Source organism: Phaeacidiphilus oryzae TH49 (assembly GCF_000744815.1).
GTDB lineage: Bacteria > Actinomycetota > Actinomycetes > Streptomycetales > Streptomycetaceae > Phaeacidiphilus > Phaeacidiphilus oryzae.
This window is the reverse complement of sequence record NZ_JQMQ01000005.1, coordinates 1,459,649-1,478,783: the sequence shown is the minus strand read 5'-3', so window position 1 is coordinate 1,478,783 and position 19,135 is coordinate 1,459,649. Positions and strand designations below refer to the sequence as shown.

Below are 19,135 nucleotides of genomic sequence, written 5' to 3'. Positions count from 1 at the left end.
GTTCGCTGTGCGGCAGCGCTCGGCGGTTGGCACGTACTCGTCAGTGATGGCGGGCCGCGTGGCGGAGGTACTCCCTTCGGTCGAGGGGGTTGTGATCGGTCCGCGGGCGGCGCGGGGGAGCGCCGGGGACGGCGCGGTAGTGGGTGAAGGCGGATTCCAGGAGGCCCTCACCGCGGGTCAGGGCCGGCAGCCGCTGTTCGAGGGGGTGGACGGCGGCGGCCGGGAGCTCGCCGGTCAGTACGGAGATCGGGCCGCGGGTTTCGGTGCTCCGGGGCACGGCGCCCAGCTTCGACAGTGCGGGGAGCACCGCCGGTACCAGGTCGCTCGGCGCCTCCAGGCGGAAGCCGTGGACGGGCTCGTGGACCCGCGTGCCCGCCTCGGCCAGGGCCCGCATCAGGACCAGCGGCGTCAGCGCCCGGAAGTCCCCGGCGGAGCTCGACCACTTGCTCCAGCCGTACGGTGGCGGCGGGACGAAGCCGGTGCGGGTCAGGGTCACCGTGCAGTCGATCACCTGCCAGCCGTACAGGCCCTGGCCCAAGGTGGCGCGCGCGGACTCCTCGACCGCGCGGAAGAAGGCGTGCGGCATCGAGCCGAGTTCCACCCCCAGCCGGAACCGCACGCCGGAGCCGGCGTGCCCCGGCTCGACCCGCAGGCCGACCGTGGCCCGGAACGGGTTGCCGCCCTGGTCCATGTACTCGGCGGCCCGGCCGGTGCCGACCGGCCGCTCGACGCAGATCGTCGTGGTCTCGCGGAACGACACGGCCAGGCCGAACTCCTCGGCCAGAGTGGCCTGGACGACCTCCTTCTGCACCTCGCCGTAGAGCGAGACCGAGATCTCCTGCCGGAGGTCGTCCTGCCGGAGGCCGATCAGCGGGTCCTGCTCGGCGAGTTGGGCGAGGGCGAGGTGGAGGGCGCCGCGCTCCGCCGGGACGCGGGGGACCACGACCGTCTCAAGGGTCGGCGGTGCGAAGTGGCGGCGGCCGCCCGGGCCCGCCTCCGTGCCCGCACCCGTGCCCAGTTCGTCGCCGACGCGGGCGGCGGAGAGCCCGGAGAGCTTGGCGATCTGGCCGGCGGAGACCGCGTCGCCCGGGCGCGCCGGTCCGCCGTCGAACACGTTGATCGCGGTGACCCGCTGGCCCTCGGCGCTGCCGGCCCAGCGCACCCGGTCGCGGAGGCGGAGGGTGCCGGACCGGATCCGGACGTAGACGAGCTTCTCGCCGCCGGGTCCGCGCTCGATCTTGAAGACGGTCGCGGACAACGGACCGTCCTTCCCGGCGTCTGTCTCTGCGCCGGCGTCCGTCTCTGCACCGGCCTCGGTGGCCGGCAGGAACTCCCGGACGGCGGCGGCCAGTTCGGGCACTCCGGCGCCGGTCATGGCGGAGCCGAAGAGCACCGGGTGGACCCGGGCCCGGCAGGTCTGCTCGGCCAGCGCCCGGCGCAGCCGCCGGTAGGGCACGGCGCGGTCCTCGACATAGGCGGCGAGCAGCCCGTCGTCGTCCTCGGCGAGCAGTTCCACGAGCCGTCGGCGGTGGTCGGCGGCGCCGGCGGCTCCGGCGTCGGCGTACGGGCGGAAGCGGGCGTCGCGGGTGCCCGCCGCGTCGACCGACCCCAGCTCGGCCGCCGCCGGCGACAGCCGCTCGGTGATCGCGGCGAGCACCCGCGCCGGGTCCGCGCCGAGGCGGTCGATCTTGTTGACGAAGAGCAGGGTGGGGATGCCCAGCCGGCGCAGCGTGCGCATCAGCACCCGGGTCTGCGCCTGCACGCCCTCGACCGCCGAGACCACCAGCACGGCGCCGTCGAGGACGGCGAGCGCCCGTTCCACCTCGGCGATGAAGTCGGGGTGGCCCGGGGTGTCGATCAGGTTGACGTGGACGCCGTCGACGGGGAACGAGACCACGGCGGACCTGATGGTGATCCCGCGCTGCCGCTCCAGCGCCAGGGTGTCGGTCTGGGTGTCGCCGTGGTCGACGCTGCCGACCGCGTCGATGACCCCGGCCGTGTGCAGCAGCCGTTCGGTCAGGCTGGTCTTACCGGCGTCTACGTGCGCGAGGATGCCGAGATTGAGCGTTGCCCTTGCTGCCAAGAGTCATGTCCTTGAGGAGAGAGGCCGTTACGGGGCGGGGGGACATGACCGTGCGCCGCATTCCGCTCTCCTCGTCTCTCCTGGTCCCGGCTGCTGGGCCGGTGCCGGTGGGCCCGCTCAGGGGCTCGTCCGGCAGTACAGCAGCCGGCCGGACCCCGGGCAACGGGTTTTCGGGTTGCGGCTGCTTCCCGAATCCCGCGAGTTCCGTGAAACGGGCGAACGTCTGTTACGGTGGTGAAGCCGACGCGGGGTGGAGCAGCTCGGTAGCTCGCTGGGCTCATAACCCAGAGGTCGCAGGTTCAAATCCTGTCCCCGCTACTTCGACTCTGTGGGCCCGGCCGTACGGCCGGGCCCACAGGGCTTTTCGGCGTCCCGTGGAAGGTCCTCCGTGAACCACCGCACCAACCGCTCGCAACGCGAGCGTCCGGCTACCCGATTCGGTCGGCCGCTGTCAGCCGCAGAGCGGACAGGGGCCAAGCGCGGCGGCCAGCCCGGCCAGTCCTCCGGCGTGCCCAACCGCCGCGGGCCGGGTCCGGCCAAGCGCTCCGGCAGCCCCGGCAGTTCCAGCGGCTCGGGCGGCTCCGGCCGCCGCAAGCCCCAGACCGCTGCCGCCGGCCACCGCGAGTTCGAGATGGCGGAGCCGCAGACCCCGGCGCTGCCCCCGGTCGCCTCCTTCGCCGAGCTCGACCTGCCGCGGGGGATGCAGAACGTCCTCACCCAGCAGGGCGTGACCGAGCCGTTCCCGATCCAGGCCGCCGCGCTGCCCAACGCGCTGGCCGGGCGGGACGTCCTGGGCCGCGGCCGGACCGGCTCCGGCAAGACCCTCGCCTTCGGCCTCGCTCTGCTGGCCCGCACGGCCGGCCGGCGGGCCGAGAGCAAGTCGCCGCTGGCGCTCGTCCTGGTCCCCACCCGCGAGCTCGCCCAGCAGGTCACCGACGCCCTCAGCCCCTACGCCGGGGCGGTCAACCTGCGGATCGCCACCGTGGTCGGCGGTCTGTCGATCGGCCGCCAGGCGTCCGAGCTGAAGCGCGGCGTCGAGGTGCTGATCGCCACCCCGGGCCGGCTGCGCGACCTGATCGACCGCGGCGACGCCCGGCTCGACCGGGTGGCCGTCACGGTGCTCGACGAGGCCGACCAGATGGCCGACATGGGCTTCCTGCCCCAGGTCACGGCGCTGCTGGAGCAGGTCCGCCCGGACGGGCAGCGGATGCTCTTCTCCGCCACCCTGGACCGGAACGTGGACCGGCTGGTCCGCCGCTTCCTCACCGACCCGGTCACCCACTCCGTGGACCCGAGCGCCGGCGCGGTCAGCACCATGGAGCACTTCGTCTTCTACGTGAACGACCAGGACAAGCGCGAGGTCACCCGGGAGATCGCGGCCCGCGACGGCCGCGTGATCATGTTCGCGGACACCAAGCGGTCCACCGACCGCCTCGCCAAGGACCTGCTGGCCAACGGCGTGCGCGCGCAGGCGCTGCACGGCGGGAAGTCGCAGCCGCAGCGCAACCGGATCCTGGAGCAGTTCCGCCAGGGCCAGGTCACGGCGCTGATCGCGACCAACGTCGCGGCCCGCGGCATCCACATCGACGACCTCGACCTGGTGGTCAACATCGACCCGCCGGCGGACCACAAGGACTACCTCCACCGCGGCGGCCGTACCGCGCGGGCGGGCGCCTCGGGCCGGGTGGTCACCCTCGTCCTCTCCCACCAGCGGCGCGAGATGGCGCAGATGATGGCGGACGCGGGGATCAGGCCCGGGAACGACCGGGTGCGCCCGGGCGACCCGGAGCTGGTCCGGATCACGGGGGCGCGCAGGCCCTCGGGTGAGCCGGTGACCATCCCGGCGCCGGCCGCGCCCCCCGCCGCCGCGCCGAAGGCCAGGTCGGCGTCGGCCCGCTCCGGTGGCAGGTCCGGCCGGACCAGCCGGTCCGGCGGTTCGTCGCGCGGCAGCGGCAGCGGAAACGGCAGCGGCAGCGGCGGTAGCGGCTCGGCCGAGTCGGGCGGCGCGCGTTCCGGCCGCCGCTCCCAGGGCGCCCGCCGTCCCCAGCAGCGCAACGGCGACCGCCAGAACAGGACGGCGTAGCGGCCGTCGCGCGAGCGGCCGGCCCGTCAGCCGCGGACTCGCCGCTACGCCCCGCCCGCCGGCCCGTGCTCCTTCGAGGCCGCTCGCCCGGTGGGCTGGAAGGTGCGGCGGTAGGCGAGGGGCGAGACGCCGAGCGCGGCGTGGAGGTGCTGGCGGAGCGAGGCGCCGGTGGCGAAGCCGACCTCGGCGGCGACCTCGTCCACGGACAGGTCCGTGGTCTCCAGCAGCCGGCAGGCGCGGTGGACGCGCTGCTGGATGAGCCAGCGCCCGGGGCTCAGGCCGACCTCCTCGTTGAACCGTCGGGCGAAGGTCCGCAGGCTCATCCCCGCCCGCCGGGCGAGATCGGCCAGGGCCAGCGGCTCGTCCAGATGCTCCAGCGCCCACGCCCGGACGGCGGCCGTCCCGCTGCCGTCGGCCGCGGGCACCGGCTGCTCGATGTACTGGGCTTGGCCGCCGTCCCGCCAGGGCGGGACGACGCAGCGGCGGGCCACCCGGTTGGCGAGCTCGCTGCCGTGGTCCCGGCGGATGAGGTGGAGGCAGACGTCCACGCCGGAGGCGGCGCCGGCCGAGGTCAGGACGTCGCCGTCGTCGACGAACAGGACGTCCGCGTCCAGCTCCACGTCGGGGAACCAGTCGCGGAAGACCTCGGCGGTCGCCCAGTGGGTGGTGGCGGGCCGCCCCTTCAGCCGTCCGGCGGAGGCCAGCACGAAGGCGCCGGTGCAGATGGAGACCGTGCGTGCGCCGGGCGGGATCCGGGTGAGGGCGTCGGCCAGCGGCGCGGGCAGCTCCCTGGTGATCCGCTGCGGGTCGAACGGCGCGATCACCACCGTGTCGGCGGTCTCCAGCGCCTCCGGGCCGTGCGGGGCGATGACCGTGAAGTCGGCCTGGGTCTCCACGGGATTCCCGTCGACGGTGCAGGTCACCACCTCGTAGCGGCCGTCGGCGGCGCCGAGGACCCGGCTCGGGATGCCCAGTTCGAAGGGGTAGACCCCGTCCAGGGCCAGGACCACCACGCGATGCGGACGCCTCATGGCAGGATCCTATCGAATACTGGCGATTCTGCCGTTGCGAGGCCTGGCGAGCACCGGCAGGCTGGGCGTTATGAACATGCGCGCGATCCAGCAGACCGAGTACGGCGACCCCGAGGTGCTGAAGGAGGTCGAACTGCCGCGTCCGGAGCCGGGAGTGAGCGAGATCCTGGTCGCCGTGCGCGCGGCCGGGGTCAACCCCACCGACTGGAAGCACCGGACCGGCTCCGGCTTCCTCAAGCGGCTGCCGCTGACGCTGGGCTGGGACGTCTCCGGCGTGGTCGAGGCGGTCGGCTACGGCGTCACCCTCTTCAAGCCGGGCGACGAGGTCTTCGGCATGCTGCCCTACCCGAACGGGGCCGGCTCCCACGCCGAGTACGTCACCGGCCCGGCCCGCGCCTTCGCCCGCAAGCCGCAGGGGGTCGACCACGTGCAGGCCGGCGCCATCCCGCTGGCCGCGCTCACCGCTTACCAGTGCCTGGTCGACACCGCCGACGTGCAGCCCGGCCAGCGGGTGCTGATCCACGCCGCCGCGGGCGGGGTCGGCCACCTGGCGGTGCAGATCGCCAAGGCCCGGGGGGCGTACGTGATCGGCACGGCCAGCGCCGGCAAGCACGGCTTCCTCCGCGAGATCGGCGTGGACGAGCCGATCGACTACCGGGAGACGGACTTCGCCGAGGCGGTCGGCGACGTCGACGTGGTGCTCGACCCGATCGCCGGGGACACCCGCACCCGCTCGATCGACGTCCTGCGCAAGGGCGGGGTCCTCGTCTCGCTCCTCCCCGGCAGCGAGGGCGACCTGGAGAAGGCGGCGGAGCGCGGGGTACGCGCGGAGGTCCTGCTGGTCGAGCACGACCATGGCGGGATGCGGGCGATCGCCGACCTGGTCGAGGCCGGCAAGCTGCGCGCCCACATCGAGGACGACGCCGTCTACCCGCTGGCCCGCGCCGCCGAGGCGCACGCCCGCGGCGAGCAGAACCGCACCACCGGAAAGCTGGTCCTCAAGGTCGGCTGACGCGCGGGCCCGCTGTCTGTCAGTGGCGGGTGGGAGACTTCCGGGCATGACGATCAGGGACCCGAAGGCGGATCTCCACCGCTACCTCCACACCATCCGCGACAGCCTCGTCTGGAAACTGGACGGGCTCTCGGAGTACGACGTGCGGCGCCCGATGACCCCGACCGGCACCAATCTGCTGGGGCTGGTCAAGCATCTGGCGCATGTCGAGGCCGGATACTTCGGCGACTGCTTCGAGCGCCCGTTCAGCGAGGCGCTGCCCGCCCACGCCCCGGGCGCCGAGCCCAACGCCGACATGTGGGCGACGGCCGAGGAGTCCCGGGAGGACGTCCTGGGCCTCTACCAGCGCGTCCGCGAGCACGCCGACGCCACCATCGACGCCCTCCCGCTGGACGCCCCCGGCCGGGTCCCCTGGTGGGGCGAGCGCGGCGACGTCACCCTGCAGCTGATCCTCCTGCACGTCATCGCCGAGACCAACCGCCACGCCGGCCACGCCGACATCCTCCGCGAACTCCTCGACGGCGCCGCCGGCCTGACCCCCCGCCGCAGCAACCTCCCCGACGCCGACGAGACCTGGTGGCCCACCTACCAGGCCCACCTGGAGAAAACCGCCCGCGAGGCCGGAGGCGTCTGAGTCCCGTAGCATCCGGGCGCCCATCGCGGGCGCCAGCGGTCTCCTGGACGAGCCCCGGACCGTCGCGGAGATCGCCGGGCACCGGCCGGCCCACCGGCCCCGTGCAGGCCGTCCGAGTCGTTCGACGGCTGTTCGGAATACGATGGTGCCGGGCTTCGCCGATGCGATTGGGAGGGCCGATGACTCACCAGCGCCACTCCCGTGCGGCTCGGCCGCTCAGCGCCGACGAGCTGCTGAGCAGGCTCGGACGGCTCACCGAGCAGGCCCTGGAGCGGGCCGAGCTGCAGCAGGCCCGGGTGGAGCTGGCGGAGGCCCTGCAGCGCGAGCTGCTTCCCATCGAGCTCCCGGAGCTGCCGGGACTCAGCGCCGCGGCCTGCTACGCCCCCGCCCGGCACGGGCTGGACATCGGCGGCGACTGGTTCGACGGCTTCTGGCTGCCGGACGGCACGGTCGCCTTCTCGCTCGGGGACGTGCAGGGCCACGACGTGGAGGCGGCGGTCTTCATGGGCCAGGTGCGGATCGGCCTGCGCGCGGTCGCGGCGGGCGCCGCCGATCCCGGCGAGGCCCTGTATCTCGCCAACAACCTCCTCACCTCGATGGACTGCACCCTCTTCGCCACCTGCAGCTTCCTCAGCTTCGACCCGGTTCGGCAGGAGCTGCGGGGTGCCCGGGCCGGCCATCTCCCGGCCATCTGGGCGACCTCGGACGGGCGCAGCGGCATCGCCCTGGACGCGGGCGGGCCGCCGCTGGGCGTGCTGGCCGACCAGGACTACCCGGTCAGCTGCCACCGCCTGCCGCTGCCGGGGGCCTGTGCCCTGGTCACGGACGGGGTGGTGGAGGGGCCGTCGTTCCCGATCGAGGCGGGCCTCGCGGAGGTCCTGCGGATCGTCCGGACGGCCGTCCGGGAGGGCGTCCGCGCGGGTCGGGGGGTCGATCCGGCCCGGCTGGCGGCGCAGATCATCCGGGTCGCCGACCTGACCGGGCATGCGGACGACGCGGCCGTGCTGGTCCTCAGCCGCCGCTGAAGCCACGTTCGCTTGAGCCGGGTCGCCGAAGCCGCGTCGCTGAAGCCGCGTCGCTCGTTTGTTTGAGCCGGGTCGCTCGTTTGAGCGGCTTCGCTGAAGGAGTGGCATCGCGCGTGTCTTGAGGGGTTCCGCGCGGCTTCACGTTGTCTGATGAACGGCGTGGTGGATTCCGAGGTTCTCCGGCGGCTGGGCAAGGTGGTGCTCGGGATCCTCGCCGTCGCCGTCGCCTACTACGCGACGGCCCAGGCCGGCCTGCAGGAGCAGGTCGTGGTGAAGGGCGCCAAGGTCACCCCGCTGTGGCCGCCCACCGGCGTCTCGCTGACCTGCCTCCTCCTCTTCGGCCTGCGGGTCTGGCTCGGGATCCCGCTGGGCGCGCTGCTGACGGTGGCCTCGATCGGTTCGCTGACCCCAGCCGCCGCGGTGATCGTGGCCGGCAACGCCCTGGCCCCGCTCTGCTCGTACCTGCTGCTCCGGCGGGTCGGTTTCCGGAACGATCTGAGCCGGCTCAGCGACGGTCTGGCTCTGGTCTTCCTGGGGGCCCTGGCCGGGATGCTGATCAGCTCGACGGCGGGGAGCACGGCTCTGCTGGCCGAGGGGATGCTGCCGGCCAGCGGGTTCTGGCGGATCTGGGCGGCCTGGTGGACCGGGGACGCGATGGGGGTGCTCACGATCACCCCCGTGCTGCTCACCGTCCGCAACATCCGGCTCCCCGGCGGCCACCGGGTGCTCCGCTGGGCGGAGCCGGCGGCGCTGCTGCTGGGCACCGTGGCGGTCGCGGTGCTGGTCACCCGGAGCTCGCTGAGCCTCCTCTTCCTGGTCTTCCCGCTGCTCATCTGGGCGGCGCTGCGGTTCCAGCTGGCGGGGGCGGCGCCCTGCGTGCTGCTGGTCTCGGTGATCGCCGTGCTCGGCGCGACCGGACACCGCGGGCCCTTCGCCCACCAGGGGGTTCTCGGCACGATGGTGGTCCTCCAGGCGCTGAACGGCGCCGCCGCGCTGACCGGGCTGCTGCTCGGGGCGGTGGTGGCCGAGCGCGAGGCCACCTTCCGGCGGATCGAACAGGCCTGCGTGGACCTCGCCGAGGTGGTCGAGCGCCTCGCCCCGGGCCAGCTGGGCCTGCCGTGGATCGCGCCGGAGGATCCTCCGCGCTCCGACCCCTAGCGACCCCTAGCCGGTTTGCGGCCGGGTGCATCCGGCGGCCTTCCGGCGAGCGAATACCGGGTGAGCCGCCGTCCACGGCAGGGGAGGAGAGGGATCAGCGATGACCGTCGACCAGGAAGACTTCGCCCGCCTGCTGGCCGTCCTGGACGGATCGTCCGACGGGGTGGCCGCGCTGGCCGAACTCCCCGCGGAGCGCTGCGCGGCGGCGCTGGGGCTCGACGGCGTGAGCGTCTCGCTGGCCTGCCCGACCAGTCTGGAGCTGGTCTGGTTCGACGCCGCCGACCGCCGCGGGACCGACTGGGAGGACCTGCAGTTCACCGTGGGGGAGGGCCCCTCCTGGGACGCGGCCTGGGAGGCCACCGCCATCCTCGAACCGGATCTGCGGCTGGTCCCCCAGGAGCGCTGGCCGGCCCTCCTCGGGGATCCGTCCGGGCCGCCGCCGGTGCGGGCGGCGGTGGCGATCCCGCTCCAGCTGGGCGAGTTCTCGCTGGGGACGCTGAGCGGCTACCGGGCCTCGCCCGGCCTGCCCGACCCGCTCCGGATCGCCGACACCGTGCTGCTGGCCGCGGCCGTCACCCGGGCGCTCCTCACCCCGGCCATGGCCTGGCGCGCGAACGGCGAACGGCGCGCCGCCCCGCTGCACCGCGCGGTGGTGCACCAGGCCGCCGGGCGGCTGGCGGCACACCACGGCGACCGGATAGACCAGGCCCTCGACCGCCTCCGCGCCCACGCCTACCTCCGCGGCCGGCCGCTCCTGGAAGTGGCCCGGCAGGTCGTCGAGGACGGCGTGCGGCTGGAGGACGACTGAGGCCCTGCCCGCAGCCCGCAGCTCGCAGCCCCGCCCGCAGTTCGCAGCCCCGGCCCGCAGCCCACAACGCGTGACCGATCCCGAACCCCGTCAGGAGCCCTGCCCCCTTGAACACCGCCGTCGTGGTCTTCACCGGTGACCTGCGTCTGCACGACAACCCGGTACTGCGGGCCGGGCTCGACCGGGCCGGCCAGGTGGTGCCGCTGTTCGTCCGCGACCCGGCGATCGACCTGAGCGGCTTCGCCGCGCCGAACCGGCTGGCCTTCCTCGCCGACTGCCTGGCCGACCTGGACGCCGGGCTGCGCGAGCGGGGCGGCCGGCTGGTGCTGCGGGAGGGCGACTTCGTCGAGGAGGTCTGCCGGGCCGCCGCCGAGGCCGACGCCGGAGAGGTGCACATCGCCGCCGGGGTCAGCGGCTACGCGGCCGGCCGCGAGCGGCGGTTGCGGACCGCCCTCGAGGCGGACGGCCGCCGGCTGCGCAGCCACGGCGGCTCGACCACGGTGGTCCCGCCGGGGCTGCTCACCCCGGCGGGCAACGACCACTACGCGGTCTTCAGCGCCTACCACCGGCGCTGGGCGGGGGAGCCGGTGCGCCGGCCCGGCGGTGCCCCCCGGGTGGTCCGGGTGCCCGACAAGGCCGGCTCGCTGACCCTGCCGCTGCCGGAGCTCCGCTCCCGGCCCACCTCGCCCGGCCTGCCCAAGGGGGGCGAGAAGGCCGGCCGCGCCGCCCTCACCGGCTGGCTCCGCCGCGGCCTGGACGACTACCCGGATTTCCACGACCGCCTGGCCGAGGACGGCACCTCGCGGCTCTCCGCCCACCTCCACTTCGGCACCCTCTCGCCCACCGAGGTGGTGCACCGGGCGAGGGAGGCGGGCGGCGCGGGCGGCGACGCCTTCGTCCGGCAGCTGTGCTGGCGGGACTTCAACCACCAGCTGCTCGCCGCCCGCCCGCAGGCCTCCTGGCAGGAGTACCGGCACCGCGGGGACGCCTGGCGCACCGAGAAGGAGGCGGCGGAGGAGGCCGAGGCCTGGCGGCAGGGCCGGACCGGCTACCCGATCGTGGACGCCGCGATGCGGCAGCTCGCCCACGAGGGCTGGATGCACAACCGGGCCCGCATGATCGTGGCGAGCTTCCTGGTCAAGACGCTCTACGTGGATTGGCGGGTGGGCGCCGAGCACTTCCTCGACCTGCTGGTGGACGGGGACATCGCCAACAACCAGCTGAACTGGCAGTGGGTGGCCGGCACCGGCACGGACACCCGCCCCAACCGGGTGCTCAACCCGCTGCGGCAGGCCGACCGCTTCGACCCGGAGGGCGACTACGTCCGCCACTGGGTGCCCGAACTCGGAGGGCTGGCGGGGGCGTCGGTGCGCCGGCCGTGGAGGCTCACCGGCCGGGAGCGCGCGGCGTACGACTACCCGGAGCCGGTGGTGGACCTTCAGGAGGCGCAGCACCGGTTCCTGGCCGCGCACGGCAAGGACTGAGCCGGACGGCTTCAGTGCGCCCTGCTTCTGGAGAGCTCCGTGAGCTGGTCGACCGCCTCGCCCAGGCTGCCGGGCCGGAGCAGCCCGGCCTGGGCGCGCCCGGCCCAGCCCGGGCCGCCGACCGCGACCGCCGCCGAGGACCGCGCCCCGCGCACCCCCCAGGTCATCCGGGCCAGCCCGGACGCCAGCGGAAGGTTGGCCGAGGAGCGGGTCTGCGACCACAGCACCACCGCGCACGGTCCGGTCCGCCGCACGGCCGCCTCCAGGGCCCCGGCGGGCACGGCGGCGCCGAGCATCCTGACCGGCACGGCCCGCTCGCCGAGTGCCGCCACCAGCGCCTCCAGAGCGAGGCTGTGCAGCTCGCCGGGCACACAGCCGGCCACCACGGGAGGCCGGCCGGCCGCCTCCTCCCGCAGCCGCGGGGCGCGCCGCAGGCTGGAGCCGACGTGCCAGGAGAGGAGGTGCTCGATCTCCACGCAGCGGTCCTCGGACTCGGCCCACCGGCGGCCCACCGCGTGCAGCGTGGGGACCATCACCTGCTCCCAGGCCGGCACCACCCCGTACCGCTCCACCAGGGCGTCCAGGGTCCGCTGGATCGCCGGTCCGTCCAGCCGGACGGCGGCCCGGGAGAGGCCACGGGCCTCGCGGCGGGCCTCGGCCGGTGACGGTGCCCCGGCGGGGGCGGCGCGGTCGGCGGGGGCGCCCCGGTCGGCGGGCGGGCCGGCGGGCGCGGTGCGCCGGGCGCCGTCGCCGGTGGACGCGGCGGAGGCCACGGGGGAGGGGGAGGCGGAGGCCGCCGGGGAGGCGGCGGCCGGGGAGGCGGAGGCTGGGGAGGCGGAGGCCAGCGCCGCGCGGGCCGCCTCCGCCGGTGGGATCCCCTCGGCGGTCAGCCGGCACATCGCCTCCACCCGGGCCACGTCCTGGGCGGACCAGCGCCGGTGCCGACCGCCCTCGCGGAGCTGCGGACCCAGGCCGTAGCGGCGGTCCCAGGAGCGCAGGGTGGTGGGGGAGACCCCGACTCTGCGGGCCAGTGCGCCGGTGGTGACTCCCGGTCCGGATACGTCCTCGTCCATGCGGCCCCCCGGCCATCCGACGCAAAACCGATGCGACTTTACCGGGCCGGAAAGCCGGTCGCAGGCTGATGCCCGTACCACCACCGGCCCGTGTGAAGGAGCCTGTCCATGCCGGAGCAGCCGACTTCCCGGCCGGCCCAGGACGGCGGCTTCCAGGACGGCGACCCGGAGCAGCTCGCGATGCTCTACCGCAGGTGGGGGCCGGTGATCAAGGGGTTGGCCCGGCGCGCGCTCGGCGATGAGGCGGAGGCCGAGGACGTTCTTCAGCAGGTGGTCATCGCGGCCTGGCGGGGCCGCGCCGACTACCAGCCGCGGCGCGGCGCCCTGCCGTGCTGGGTGATGGGGATCGCCCGGCGCAAGATCACCGACGCGCTGCGCGCCCGCACCCGCAGGGCGGCTCTGCTCGCCGCCGCCGGCTCCGCGACCGTTCCCTCGGAAGCCGCCCCGGCCGAGCCGGACGGGCTGGTCGAACGGCTGGCGCTGCTGGAGGAGCTCTCCCGGCTGCCCGCCGCCCAGGGCCGGGTGCTCCACCTGGCCTTCTACAGCGGGCTCACCCACACCCAGATCGCGGAGCGCACCGGCCTGCCGCTCGGCACCGTGAAGAGCCATGCCCGGCGCGGGCTGCACAGTCTCCGGCAGGGCCTGGAACGGGCGGAGGAGCCGGGCGTCCGCGTCTGAGGCCTCGCACCGCGCGGCCGGGTCAGGGCTGGAGGGTGGCCACCACCGCGGCGAAGACCTCCGTGACGGCCCGGGCGGCCGGGGTGAGGGGGTGGTCGCGGAGGTGGGTGAGGAGGATGCGGCGGGCCGGGGCGTTCGGGCCCGGTTCCAGGACGGCGATGTCCTCCCGCGGACTGGCCAGGGCGCAGCGCGGGGCCAGCGCGATGCCGAGCCCGACGGCGGCCACCGCCTGCGCCTCCTGGTAGTCGTGTGCCTGGTAGGCGATCCGCGGCTGGTAGCCGGCCGCGCGGCAGCTGCGGGTGAGGACCTCGGCGACCGGGTGGTCGGCGCGGACGATCCACTGCTCCTCGGCCAGCTCCGCGAAGTCGACGGTCCGGCGCCCGGCCAGCGGGTGGGTGGCGCCGACCACCAGGGCGGTCGGGTCGTCGAAGAGGTGGACCGACTCATGGGTGCTCTCGTCCACGGTCCGCCAGGGGTAGTCCCACATCAGCGAGAGCTCGATCTCCCGGCTCTCCAGCATCTCCAGCAGCCGGGCCCGGCGGGCGCTGTGGACGGTCAGCTCGATGCCGGGGTGCCGGGTGCGGAAGGCCCGCACCACATGCGGCAGCAGCGAGGCCGACACGGTGGGGAAGGTGCCCAGCCGCAGGGTGCCGTGGTGCAGCCCGGCGAGGTCGTCGAGGGCCCGCTCGGCTGACCTGAGCTGGCGGTCGATCCGCTCGGCGTGGTCGACCACCACCTGACCGGCCTCGGTGAGCGTCACCCCGCGGGCGTGGCGCTGCACCAGGGGCTGCCCCACCTCCGCCTCCAGGCGACTGACCTGCTGGGACACCGCTGAGGGGGTGTAGCTGAGGGCCGCCGCCGCCCCGGTCAGCGACCCGTGCCTGGCCACCTCGGCCAGCAGCAGCATCCGCCGCACGTCGTAGCTCATGGATCCACCCTTAAGCAGTCCTGATAGCACCTTCAGATTTCCAAGATTGTACTGATGGCTGAGTTGCTGCATCGTCGTCCTCGTTCGCGGTGGACGGCGGGAAGGAAGCGGCATGCTGCGATTGCGGGCCACCTGGATGCGCGGCGGGACCAGCAAGTGCTGGCTCTTCGACGGCGGGGCACTCGAGGCCGCGGGGGCGGAGCCGGACCGGGTACTCGCGGCGGCCTTCGGCGCCGCCGACCCGCGGCAGCTCGACGGCGTGGGCGGGGCCACCTCGACCACCTCGAAAGCGGCGATCGTCCACCGCTCGACCGAGCCGGGTATCGACGTGGACTACGCCTTCGCCCAGGTCGGCATCGGCGTGGACCGGGTGGAGTGGGGCAGCAACTGCGGGAACTGCGCGACCGCCATCGGGCTGTACGCGCTGCAGTCCGGACTTGTGCCGGCCCGGCATCCGCGGACCACGGTGCGGATGCGCAACCTCAACACCGGGGCGCTGATGGCGACTTCCGTACCGACCCCCGGCGGGACCGTGCCGGAGACCGGCGAGGCCACCGTGCCCGGGGTCGAAAGCGGCGGTGTGCCGGTGGAGTTGGCCTTCCTGCGGCCGGCCGGGACGACCACCGGCGCCCTCCTGCCCACCGGGCGGGCCGTGGACTGGCTGGAACTGCCGGACGGATCAAGGGCCGAGGCGGGGGCCGGGCCCGGGACCGGGGCGTCGGTGGGCGCCGCTGCCACGCTGGTCGACGCCGGGGCTCCGGCGGCCCTGCTGGCCGCGGCGGACCTCGGGCTGGACCCGGCCTGCGGCCTGGAGGAGGTCGCCGCCCGGCTGCCGGAGCTGACCCGGCTGCGCCGGGCGGCCGCCCTGGCGATGGGGCTGGCCCGGCCGGAGGACCCGGTCAGCCATGCGGTGCCCAAGGTCGGCGTGGTCGGCCCCGCCGCCGACTACCGGACCACCGACGGCCGTTCGGTCTCCGCGCGGGACCACGACCTGGCCGTCCGGATGGTCTCCATGCACGCCCCGCACCCGGCCATCGGCCTGACCTCGGCGGTCGCGGTCGCCGCCGCGGCCGCGCTGCCCGGCAGCACGGCGGCGTTGGCGCTCGGCGCGGACGGGGAACGCAGCGCCGGCGGCGCCAGCGATGCCGGCAGCGGCCGCCGGGCCGGCCGCAGGGCCGCGCTGCGCCTGGGCACCCCCGCGGGTGTGGTGGAGGTCCGAGCGGAGGCCGACCCGGACGGCCGGCTGAGCTCGGTCAGCATCTCGCGGGCCGCCCGCCGGCTGGCGGTGGCCGAGCTCTTCGTCCCGCTGCCGGACTCCCGCCGCCTGGCCGCCCGCGACGTCCGCCCTGCCCAACCCGCCTGATCCGATGGAGAGTCGACAGATGAGCCAAGCACACCGCCAGCCTGCCGAGCAGGACGAATGGGACGTGATCGTCGTCGGTGGCGGCAACGCCGGGTTCTGCGCCGCGCAGTCCGCCCGGGAGCAGGGCGGCCGTGTCCTGCTGCTGGAGAAGGCGCCCCGGCAGTGGGCCGGCGGCAACTCCTACTTCACCGCCGGGGCGATGCGCACCAGCCACGGCGGCCTCGCCGACCTTTCCCCGCTGCTCGAACCGCTCCCCGCCGACCGGCGGGACCTGGTGGACCTCGCCCCTTACCCGGAGGCCGACTTCCTCGCCGACCTCCAGCGGGTGACCAGGGGACGCACCGACCCCGAGCTCGCCGGGCTGCTGGTCGGCGAGTCCCGCGAGGCGGTCGGCTGGCTCCACCGGCTCGGCCTGCGCTTCGAGTTGATGTTCCACCGGCAGGCGTACCAGGTGGACGGGCGGTACCGGTTCTGGGGCGGGCTGGCGCTCGGCGTCCTCGGCGGCGGCAAGGGCATGATCGACCAGCACCTGGCGGCGGCCGAGCGCACCGGGGTGCGGCTGCGCTTCGACGCCTCGGTGGCGGCCCTGGACGCCGCCCCCGACGGGCGGGTGCGGGGTGTCCTGCTGAGCGACGGTGAGCGGCTGCTGGCCCGCTCCGTCGTGCTGGCCAGCGGCGGCTTCGAGGCCAACCCGCAGATGCGGGCCGGGTACCTGGGCGCGGGATGGGACCTGGCGCTGGTCCGCGGCACCCCGTACAACACCGGCGACGGCATTCGGATGGCGCTGGACGCCGGGGCGCAGCCGTACGGCCACTGGAGCGGCTGCCACTCGGTGGCCTGGGACAGCGGGGCGCCGCGGACCGGCGACCGCGAGCTGACCAACCAGTTCACCCGCGGCGGCTATCCCTTCGGCATCGTGGTCAACGCGGAGGGCCGCCGGTTCGTCGACGAGGGCGCGGACTACCGCAACTACACCTACGCCAAGTACGGCGCGGAGATCCTCCGCCAGCCGGGCAGCACCGCCGTGCAGATCTTCGACGCCAAGAGCGCGCCGCTGCTCAGGCCGGAGGAGTACGAGGCGCCCGGGGTGACCCGGGTGGAGTCCGGCACCCTGGACGGGCTGGCCGCCGAGCTCGGCCTCGACCCCGGCCGACTGGCGGACACCGTCCGGGAGTTCAACGCCGCGGTGACCGGCGGGCCGTTCGACCCCACGGTCAAGGACGGCGCCCGCACCGAGGGGATCTCCCCGCCTAAGTCCAACTGGGCGCGGCCACTGGACACCCCGCCCTTCCTGGCCTTCCCGGTGACCTGCGGGATCACCTTCACCTTCGGCGGGCTGCGGATCGACCGGGAGGCGAGGGTGCTGGACACCGCCGGGCGGCCGGTGCGCGGGCTGTACGCGGCGGGCGAACTGGTGGGCGGGCTCTTCTACTTCAACTATCCCGGGGGCTCCGGACTCACCTCCGGCTCCGTCTTCGGTCGCCGCGCCGGACGCTCGGCGGTCGCCGACTTCCGGGCCGCCGGCTCCGCGCCGGTCGAGGAGCGCGAGGGGGTGGGGCCGATCCGATGACGGCGCCACCGCACGCCCGCCCGTCCCGTGCTCATCCCGTCAAGGAGGACGCCCCATGAGCGCACCACCCAGCGCCGGACTGCCCGCCGCGAGACTCGACCGGCTGCCGATCGGCCGCTTCCACCGCCGCGTGCTCTGCACGCTGGCCGTCGCCTTCGTCTTCGAGTTCGGCGACCTCAACACCTTCGCCTACGTCGCCCCGGCCCTCAAGGAGCACCTGGGCCTCTCGGTCTCCGGCATCGCCTGGGTGACCTCGGCCTCGTTCCTCGGGATGTTCCTCGGCGCCGCGCTCGGTGGCCGGTTCGCCGACCGGGTCGGACGCCGCCGGGCCCTCCTCTGGTCGGTGGCCTTCTTCTCGGTCTTCTCACTGGTCAACGCGGCGGCCACGGACATGGCGATGCTCGCCGCCGCGCGCCTGCTGACCGGTCTCGGCCTCTCCGCCATGACGGTGACGGCGACCACCTACCTCTCCGAGGTGATGCCGGCCGCGCACCGCGGGCGGATGCAGTCCGGGGTGATGGCGATCGGGCTGCTGGGCATCCCGATCATGTCCTTCTTCGCCCGCGGCGTGATCCCGCTCGGCGCCTCGGCCTGGCGGCTGGTCTTCGTCCTCGGCGCGCTCGGCCTCCTCGCCCTGCCGCTGATCGCCGGGCTGCCGGAGAGCCCCCGCTGGCTGCACCGGCACGGCCGGATCGAGCAGGCGGAGGAGGTGGTGGGCGGCCTGGAGCGCCGGGCCGAAGTCGACCACGGCGCCCTGCCGCGGCCCGCCGCCGATCCGGAGGCCGAGCCGGCCTCCCCGGCGGACTACCGCGCGCTGCTGCGCGGCAGACTCGGCCGCCGGACCCTGATGCTGGCCGTGGTCTGGATCTTCCAGACCCTGGGCTTCTACGGCTTCGTCTCCTGGGTGCCCACCCTCCTCGCCGCCCACGGCTTCGACCTGGTGCACAGCCTGACCTTCTCCGCCCTCACCACGCTGGGTGCGGCCCCGGGCGCGCTGCTCGCCTGGCCGATCTCGGACCGGTTCGGCCGGAAGCACTCGCTGGTGGCGGTGGCCGCCGCGGTGGCGGTCTGCGGGCTGGCCTACGGGCTCACCTTCAACGCGGTGGCGATCGTGGCCTTCGGCTTCTGCGTCAACGCGCTGATCCAGACCTTCGCGGCGCTGCTCTACGCGTACACGCCGGAGCTCTACCCGGTGGCCCTGCGGAACTCCGGGAACGGCCTGGTCTACGGCCTCGGGCGGCTGAGCAACATCCTCGGCCCGCTGATCGTGGCGTCGATCTTCGGCTCCTTCGGCTACCAGCCGGTCTTCGGGTACATCGCGGCCTGCTGGGCGGTGGTGGCGGTGACCGTGCTGGCCTTCGGCCCGCACACCGCCCGAGCCGGGGCGGTCCGCGCGGCGGCGGACCGGGAGGCCGCGCCGGTGTGAGGCCGGTTCGCCGTCGGCAGGCGGGCGGTCAGCTCGCGGACAGTCGCCGGGCGATGCCGTCCGCCCAGGCCTCGACCGCCGGCCAGTCCCGGTAGTCGCCGTAGCGGAAGCCCATCACCCGGAAGAGGAACCGGCCGAAGGGCGGGAGCTGGGCGGGCGAGATCACGCCGGAGAAGAGCCGGTGCTCGTGAGGGCCGAGCGGGCCGAGTCCGGCGAGGATCCTGGGCGACTCCTGCTCGGACAGGCCCCGCCAGGGCCCGCGGAGCGCCCCCGGCATGCCGACGCTGAACAGCCACAGCGGGCGCTCGCCGAGCAGCGCGCGGTGGGCCGCCACGAACTCGCGGGCGACGGGCAGCCAGGCCTGGCCGTGGACCGCGCTGCCGAGGACGAAGGCGTCGAAGGCGTCCAGCGCCTCGAACCGGCCGGAGTCCTTCACGGCCGACAGGTCGGCGAGTTCGGCGGGCACCCCCGCGCCGGTCAGGCGCTCACCGATCCGGTCGGCGATCGATCGAGTGGAGCCGGACTCGGTCGCGTAGCCGATCAGGGTCCTCGCTGACATGGCGTCACCTCTCTTGGGCCGCACCGGTGTCAGGCGATCCTCCGCCGTCCGGACCGCGCTGCGGCAGGGGCCGCAGCGCCCCCGTCCGGCGGTCCGAACGGCCCTGGGCGGGCGCGGGGACGGCGAGGAGGCTGGGGGATGGAGAGCCGGATCCCGTCATGCCGGGCGATCCCCCGCCCGGTCGGCTGTCCCGCCCCGGTCCGGCTCTCCGCGCGAGGAG

At 75.0% G+C, this 19,135-nt stretch carries 16 protein-coding genes and 1 tRNA gene; 12 read left to right on the top strand and 5 right to left on the bottom strand.

All coding sequences use genetic code 11. The features are described 5' to 3' along the window. Nucleotides 1-40: 40 nt before the first annotated feature. Nucleotides 41-2,083 carry an elongation factor G gene (locus BS73_RS10890; RefSeq protein WP_037571424.1) on the bottom strand — a complete coding sequence of 681 codons (2,043 nt, stop codon included), beginning with the start codon at nucleotides 2,081-2,083 and terminating at the stop codon, nucleotides 41-43. Nucleotides 2,084-2,327: 244 nt separating this feature from the next. Between BS73_RS10890 and BS73_RS10885 the strand changes: the two genes are divergently transcribed. Beyond that, nucleotides 2,328-2,401: transfer RNA gene (locus BS73_RS10885), tRNA-Met, on the top strand. Between the two features lie 70 nt (nucleotides 2,402-2,471). Then, on the top strand, nucleotides 2,472-4,166 hold the full coding sequence (locus BS73_RS10880) for a DEAD/DEAH box helicase (protein ID WP_084703961.1): 1,695 nt from the start codon (nucleotides 2,472-2,474) through the stop codon (nucleotides 4,164-4,166). Between the two features lie 44 nt (nucleotides 4,167-4,210). Here the strand turns inward: BS73_RS10880 and BS73_RS10875 are convergent, their stop codons facing one another. Beyond that, the gene (locus tag BS73_RS10875) at nucleotides 4,211-5,197 is read right to left on the bottom strand and encodes a GlxA family transcriptional regulator (RefSeq protein ID WP_051939803.1); all 987 of its coding nucleotides are present in this window, start codon (nucleotides 5,195-5,197) and stop codon (nucleotides 4,211-4,213) included. Nucleotides 5,198-5,273: 76 nt separating this feature from the next. Between BS73_RS10875 and BS73_RS10870 the strand changes: the two genes are divergently transcribed. From BS73_RS10870 to BS73_RS10845, 6 genes are all read left to right on the top strand, one after another. Beyond that, nucleotides 5,274-6,209, top strand: a complete 936-nt coding sequence (locus BS73_RS10870; RefSeq protein ID WP_037579067.1) for an NADP-dependent oxidoreductase — start codon at nucleotides 5,274-5,276, stop codon at nucleotides 6,207-6,209. Nucleotides 6,210-6,255: 46 nt separating this feature from the next. After that, on the top strand, nucleotides 6,256-6,843 hold the full coding sequence (locus BS73_RS10865; RefSeq protein WP_084703960.1) for a DinB family protein: 588 nt from the start codon (nucleotides 6,256-6,258) through the stop codon (nucleotides 6,841-6,843). Between the two features lie 179 nt (nucleotides 6,844-7,022). After that, a complete protein-coding gene (locus tag BS73_RS10860; protein ID WP_037571419.1) occupies nucleotides 7,023-7,868 on the top strand; it encodes a PP2C family protein-serine/threonine phosphatase in 846 nt (281 codons plus the stop codon). Nucleotides 7,869-8,027: 159 nt separating this feature from the next. Continuing rightward, nucleotides 8,028-9,026: an MASE1 domain-containing protein gene (locus BS73_RS10855; protein WP_152617572.1), complete on the top strand. Its 999-nt coding sequence runs from the start codon at nucleotides 8,028-8,030 to the stop codon at nucleotides 9,024-9,026. A 100-nt stretch (nucleotides 9,027-9,126) separates the two neighbouring features. Further along, complete coding sequence (locus BS73_RS10850; RefSeq protein WP_051939801.1) at nucleotides 9,127-9,834, top strand: ANTAR domain-containing protein; 708 nt, start codon at nucleotides 9,127-9,129, stop codon at nucleotides 9,832-9,834. 107 nt (nucleotides 9,835-9,941) lie between these two features. Next, the gene (locus BS73_RS10845; protein ID WP_037571417.1) at nucleotides 9,942-11,318 is read left to right on the top strand and encodes a cryptochrome/photolyase family protein; all 1,377 of its coding nucleotides are present in this window, start codon (nucleotides 9,942-9,944) and stop codon (nucleotides 11,316-11,318) included. 11 nt (nucleotides 11,319-11,329) lie between these two features. Here the strand turns inward: BS73_RS10845 and BS73_RS10840 are convergent, their stop codons facing one another. Beyond that, a complete protein-coding gene (locus BS73_RS10840; RefSeq protein WP_037571415.1) occupies nucleotides 11,330-12,391 on the bottom strand; it encodes a MerR family transcriptional regulator in 1,062 nt (353 codons plus the stop codon). A 108-nt stretch (nucleotides 12,392-12,499) separates the two neighbouring features. Between BS73_RS10840 and BS73_RS10835 the strand changes: the two genes are divergently transcribed. Next, the gene (locus tag BS73_RS10835; RefSeq protein WP_051939800.1) at nucleotides 12,500-13,069 is read left to right on the top strand and encodes an RNA polymerase sigma factor; all 570 of its coding nucleotides are present in this window, start codon (nucleotides 12,500-12,502) and stop codon (nucleotides 13,067-13,069) included. Between the two features lie 22 nt (nucleotides 13,070-13,091). On the opposite strand, the gene BS73_RS10830 is transcribed toward BS73_RS10835, so the two are convergent. Then, entirely contained in the window at nucleotides 13,092-13,997 is a 906-nt protein-coding gene (locus BS73_RS10830) for a LysR family transcriptional regulator (protein ID WP_037571414.1), read from the bottom strand. A 112-nt stretch (nucleotides 13,998-14,109) separates the two neighbouring features. Between BS73_RS10830 and BS73_RS10825 the strand changes: the two genes are divergently transcribed. Genes BS73_RS10825 through BS73_RS10815 form a run of 3 tightly spaced genes read left to right on the top strand, consistent with a single transcriptional unit; the run spans nucleotide 14,110 to nucleotide 18,356 of the window. Beyond that, nucleotides 14,110-15,360 (top strand): PrpF domain-containing protein, encoded by a 1,251-nt coding sequence (locus BS73_RS10825; RefSeq protein ID WP_051939799.1) that lies wholly within the window; start codon nucleotides 14,110-14,112, stop codon nucleotides 15,358-15,360. Nucleotides 15,361-15,379: 19 nt separating this feature from the next. After that, the gene (tcuA, locus tag BS73_RS10820) at nucleotides 15,380-16,930 is read left to right on the top strand and encodes an FAD-dependent tricarballylate dehydrogenase TcuA (protein ID WP_051939798.1); all 1,551 of its coding nucleotides are present in this window, start codon (nucleotides 15,380-15,382) and stop codon (nucleotides 16,928-16,930) included. A gap of 55 nt (nucleotides 16,931-16,985) precedes the next feature. Beyond that, entirely contained in the window at nucleotides 16,986-18,356 is a 1,371-nt protein-coding gene (locus BS73_RS10815) for an MFS transporter (protein ID WP_051939797.1), read from the top strand. 28 nt (nucleotides 18,357-18,384) lie between these two features. Here the strand turns inward: BS73_RS10815 and BS73_RS10810 are convergent, their stop codons facing one another. After that, nucleotides 18,385-18,915 carry a flavodoxin domain-containing protein gene (locus BS73_RS10810; protein WP_037571413.1) on the bottom strand — a complete coding sequence of 177 codons (531 nt, stop codon included), beginning with the start codon at nucleotides 18,913-18,915 and terminating at the stop codon, nucleotides 18,385-18,387. Nucleotides 18,916-19,135: the final 220 nt, after the last annotated feature.

Excerpts from the sequence above, each read along its gene's own strand:
- BS73_RS10875 (WP_051939803.1), bottom strand. The coding sequence starts at position 5,197 with ATGAGGCGTCCGCATCGCGTGGTGGTCCTGGCCCTGGACGGGGTCTAC.
- BS73_RS10870 (WP_037579067.1), top strand. The coding sequence starts at position 5,274 with ATGCGCGCGATCCAGCAGACCGAGTACGGCGACCCCGAGGTGCTGAAG.
- BS73_RS10865 (WP_084703960.1), top strand. The coding sequence starts at position 6,256 with ATGACGATCAGGGACCCGAAGGCGGATCTCCACCGCTACCTCCACACC.
- BS73_RS10860 (WP_037571419.1), top strand. The coding sequence starts at position 7,023 with ATGACTCACCAGCGCCACTCCCGTGCGGCTCGGCCGCTCAGCGCCGAC.
- BS73_RS10850 (WP_051939801.1), top strand. The coding sequence starts at position 9,127 with ATGACCGTCGACCAGGAAGACTTCGCCCGCCTGCTGGCCGTCCTGGAC.
- BS73_RS10840 (WP_037571415.1), bottom strand. The coding sequence starts at position 12,391 with ATGGACGAGGACGTATCCGGACCGGGAGTCACCACCGGCGCACTGGCC.
- BS73_RS10835 (WP_051939800.1), top strand. The coding sequence starts at position 12,500 with ATGCCGGAGCAGCCGACTTCCCGGCCGGCCCAGGACGGCGGCTTCCAG.
- BS73_RS10830 (WP_037571414.1), bottom strand. The coding sequence starts at position 13,997 with ATGAGCTACGACGTGCGGCGGATGCTGCTGCTGGCCGAGGTGGCCAGG.
- BS73_RS10825 (WP_051939799.1), top strand. The coding sequence starts at position 14,110 with ATGCTGCGATTGCGGGCCACCTGGATGCGCGGCGGGACCAGCAAGTGC.
- tcuA (WP_051939798.1), top strand. The coding sequence starts at position 15,380 with ATGAGCCAAGCACACCGCCAGCCTGCCGAGCAGGACGAATGGGACGTG.
- BS73_RS10815 (WP_051939797.1), top strand. The coding sequence starts at position 16,986 with ATGAGCGCACCACCCAGCGCCGGACTGCCCGCCGCGAGACTCGACCGG.
- BS73_RS10810 (WP_037571413.1), bottom strand. The coding sequence starts at position 18,915 with ATGTCAGCGAGGACCCTGATCGGCTACGCGACCGAGTCCGGCTCCACT.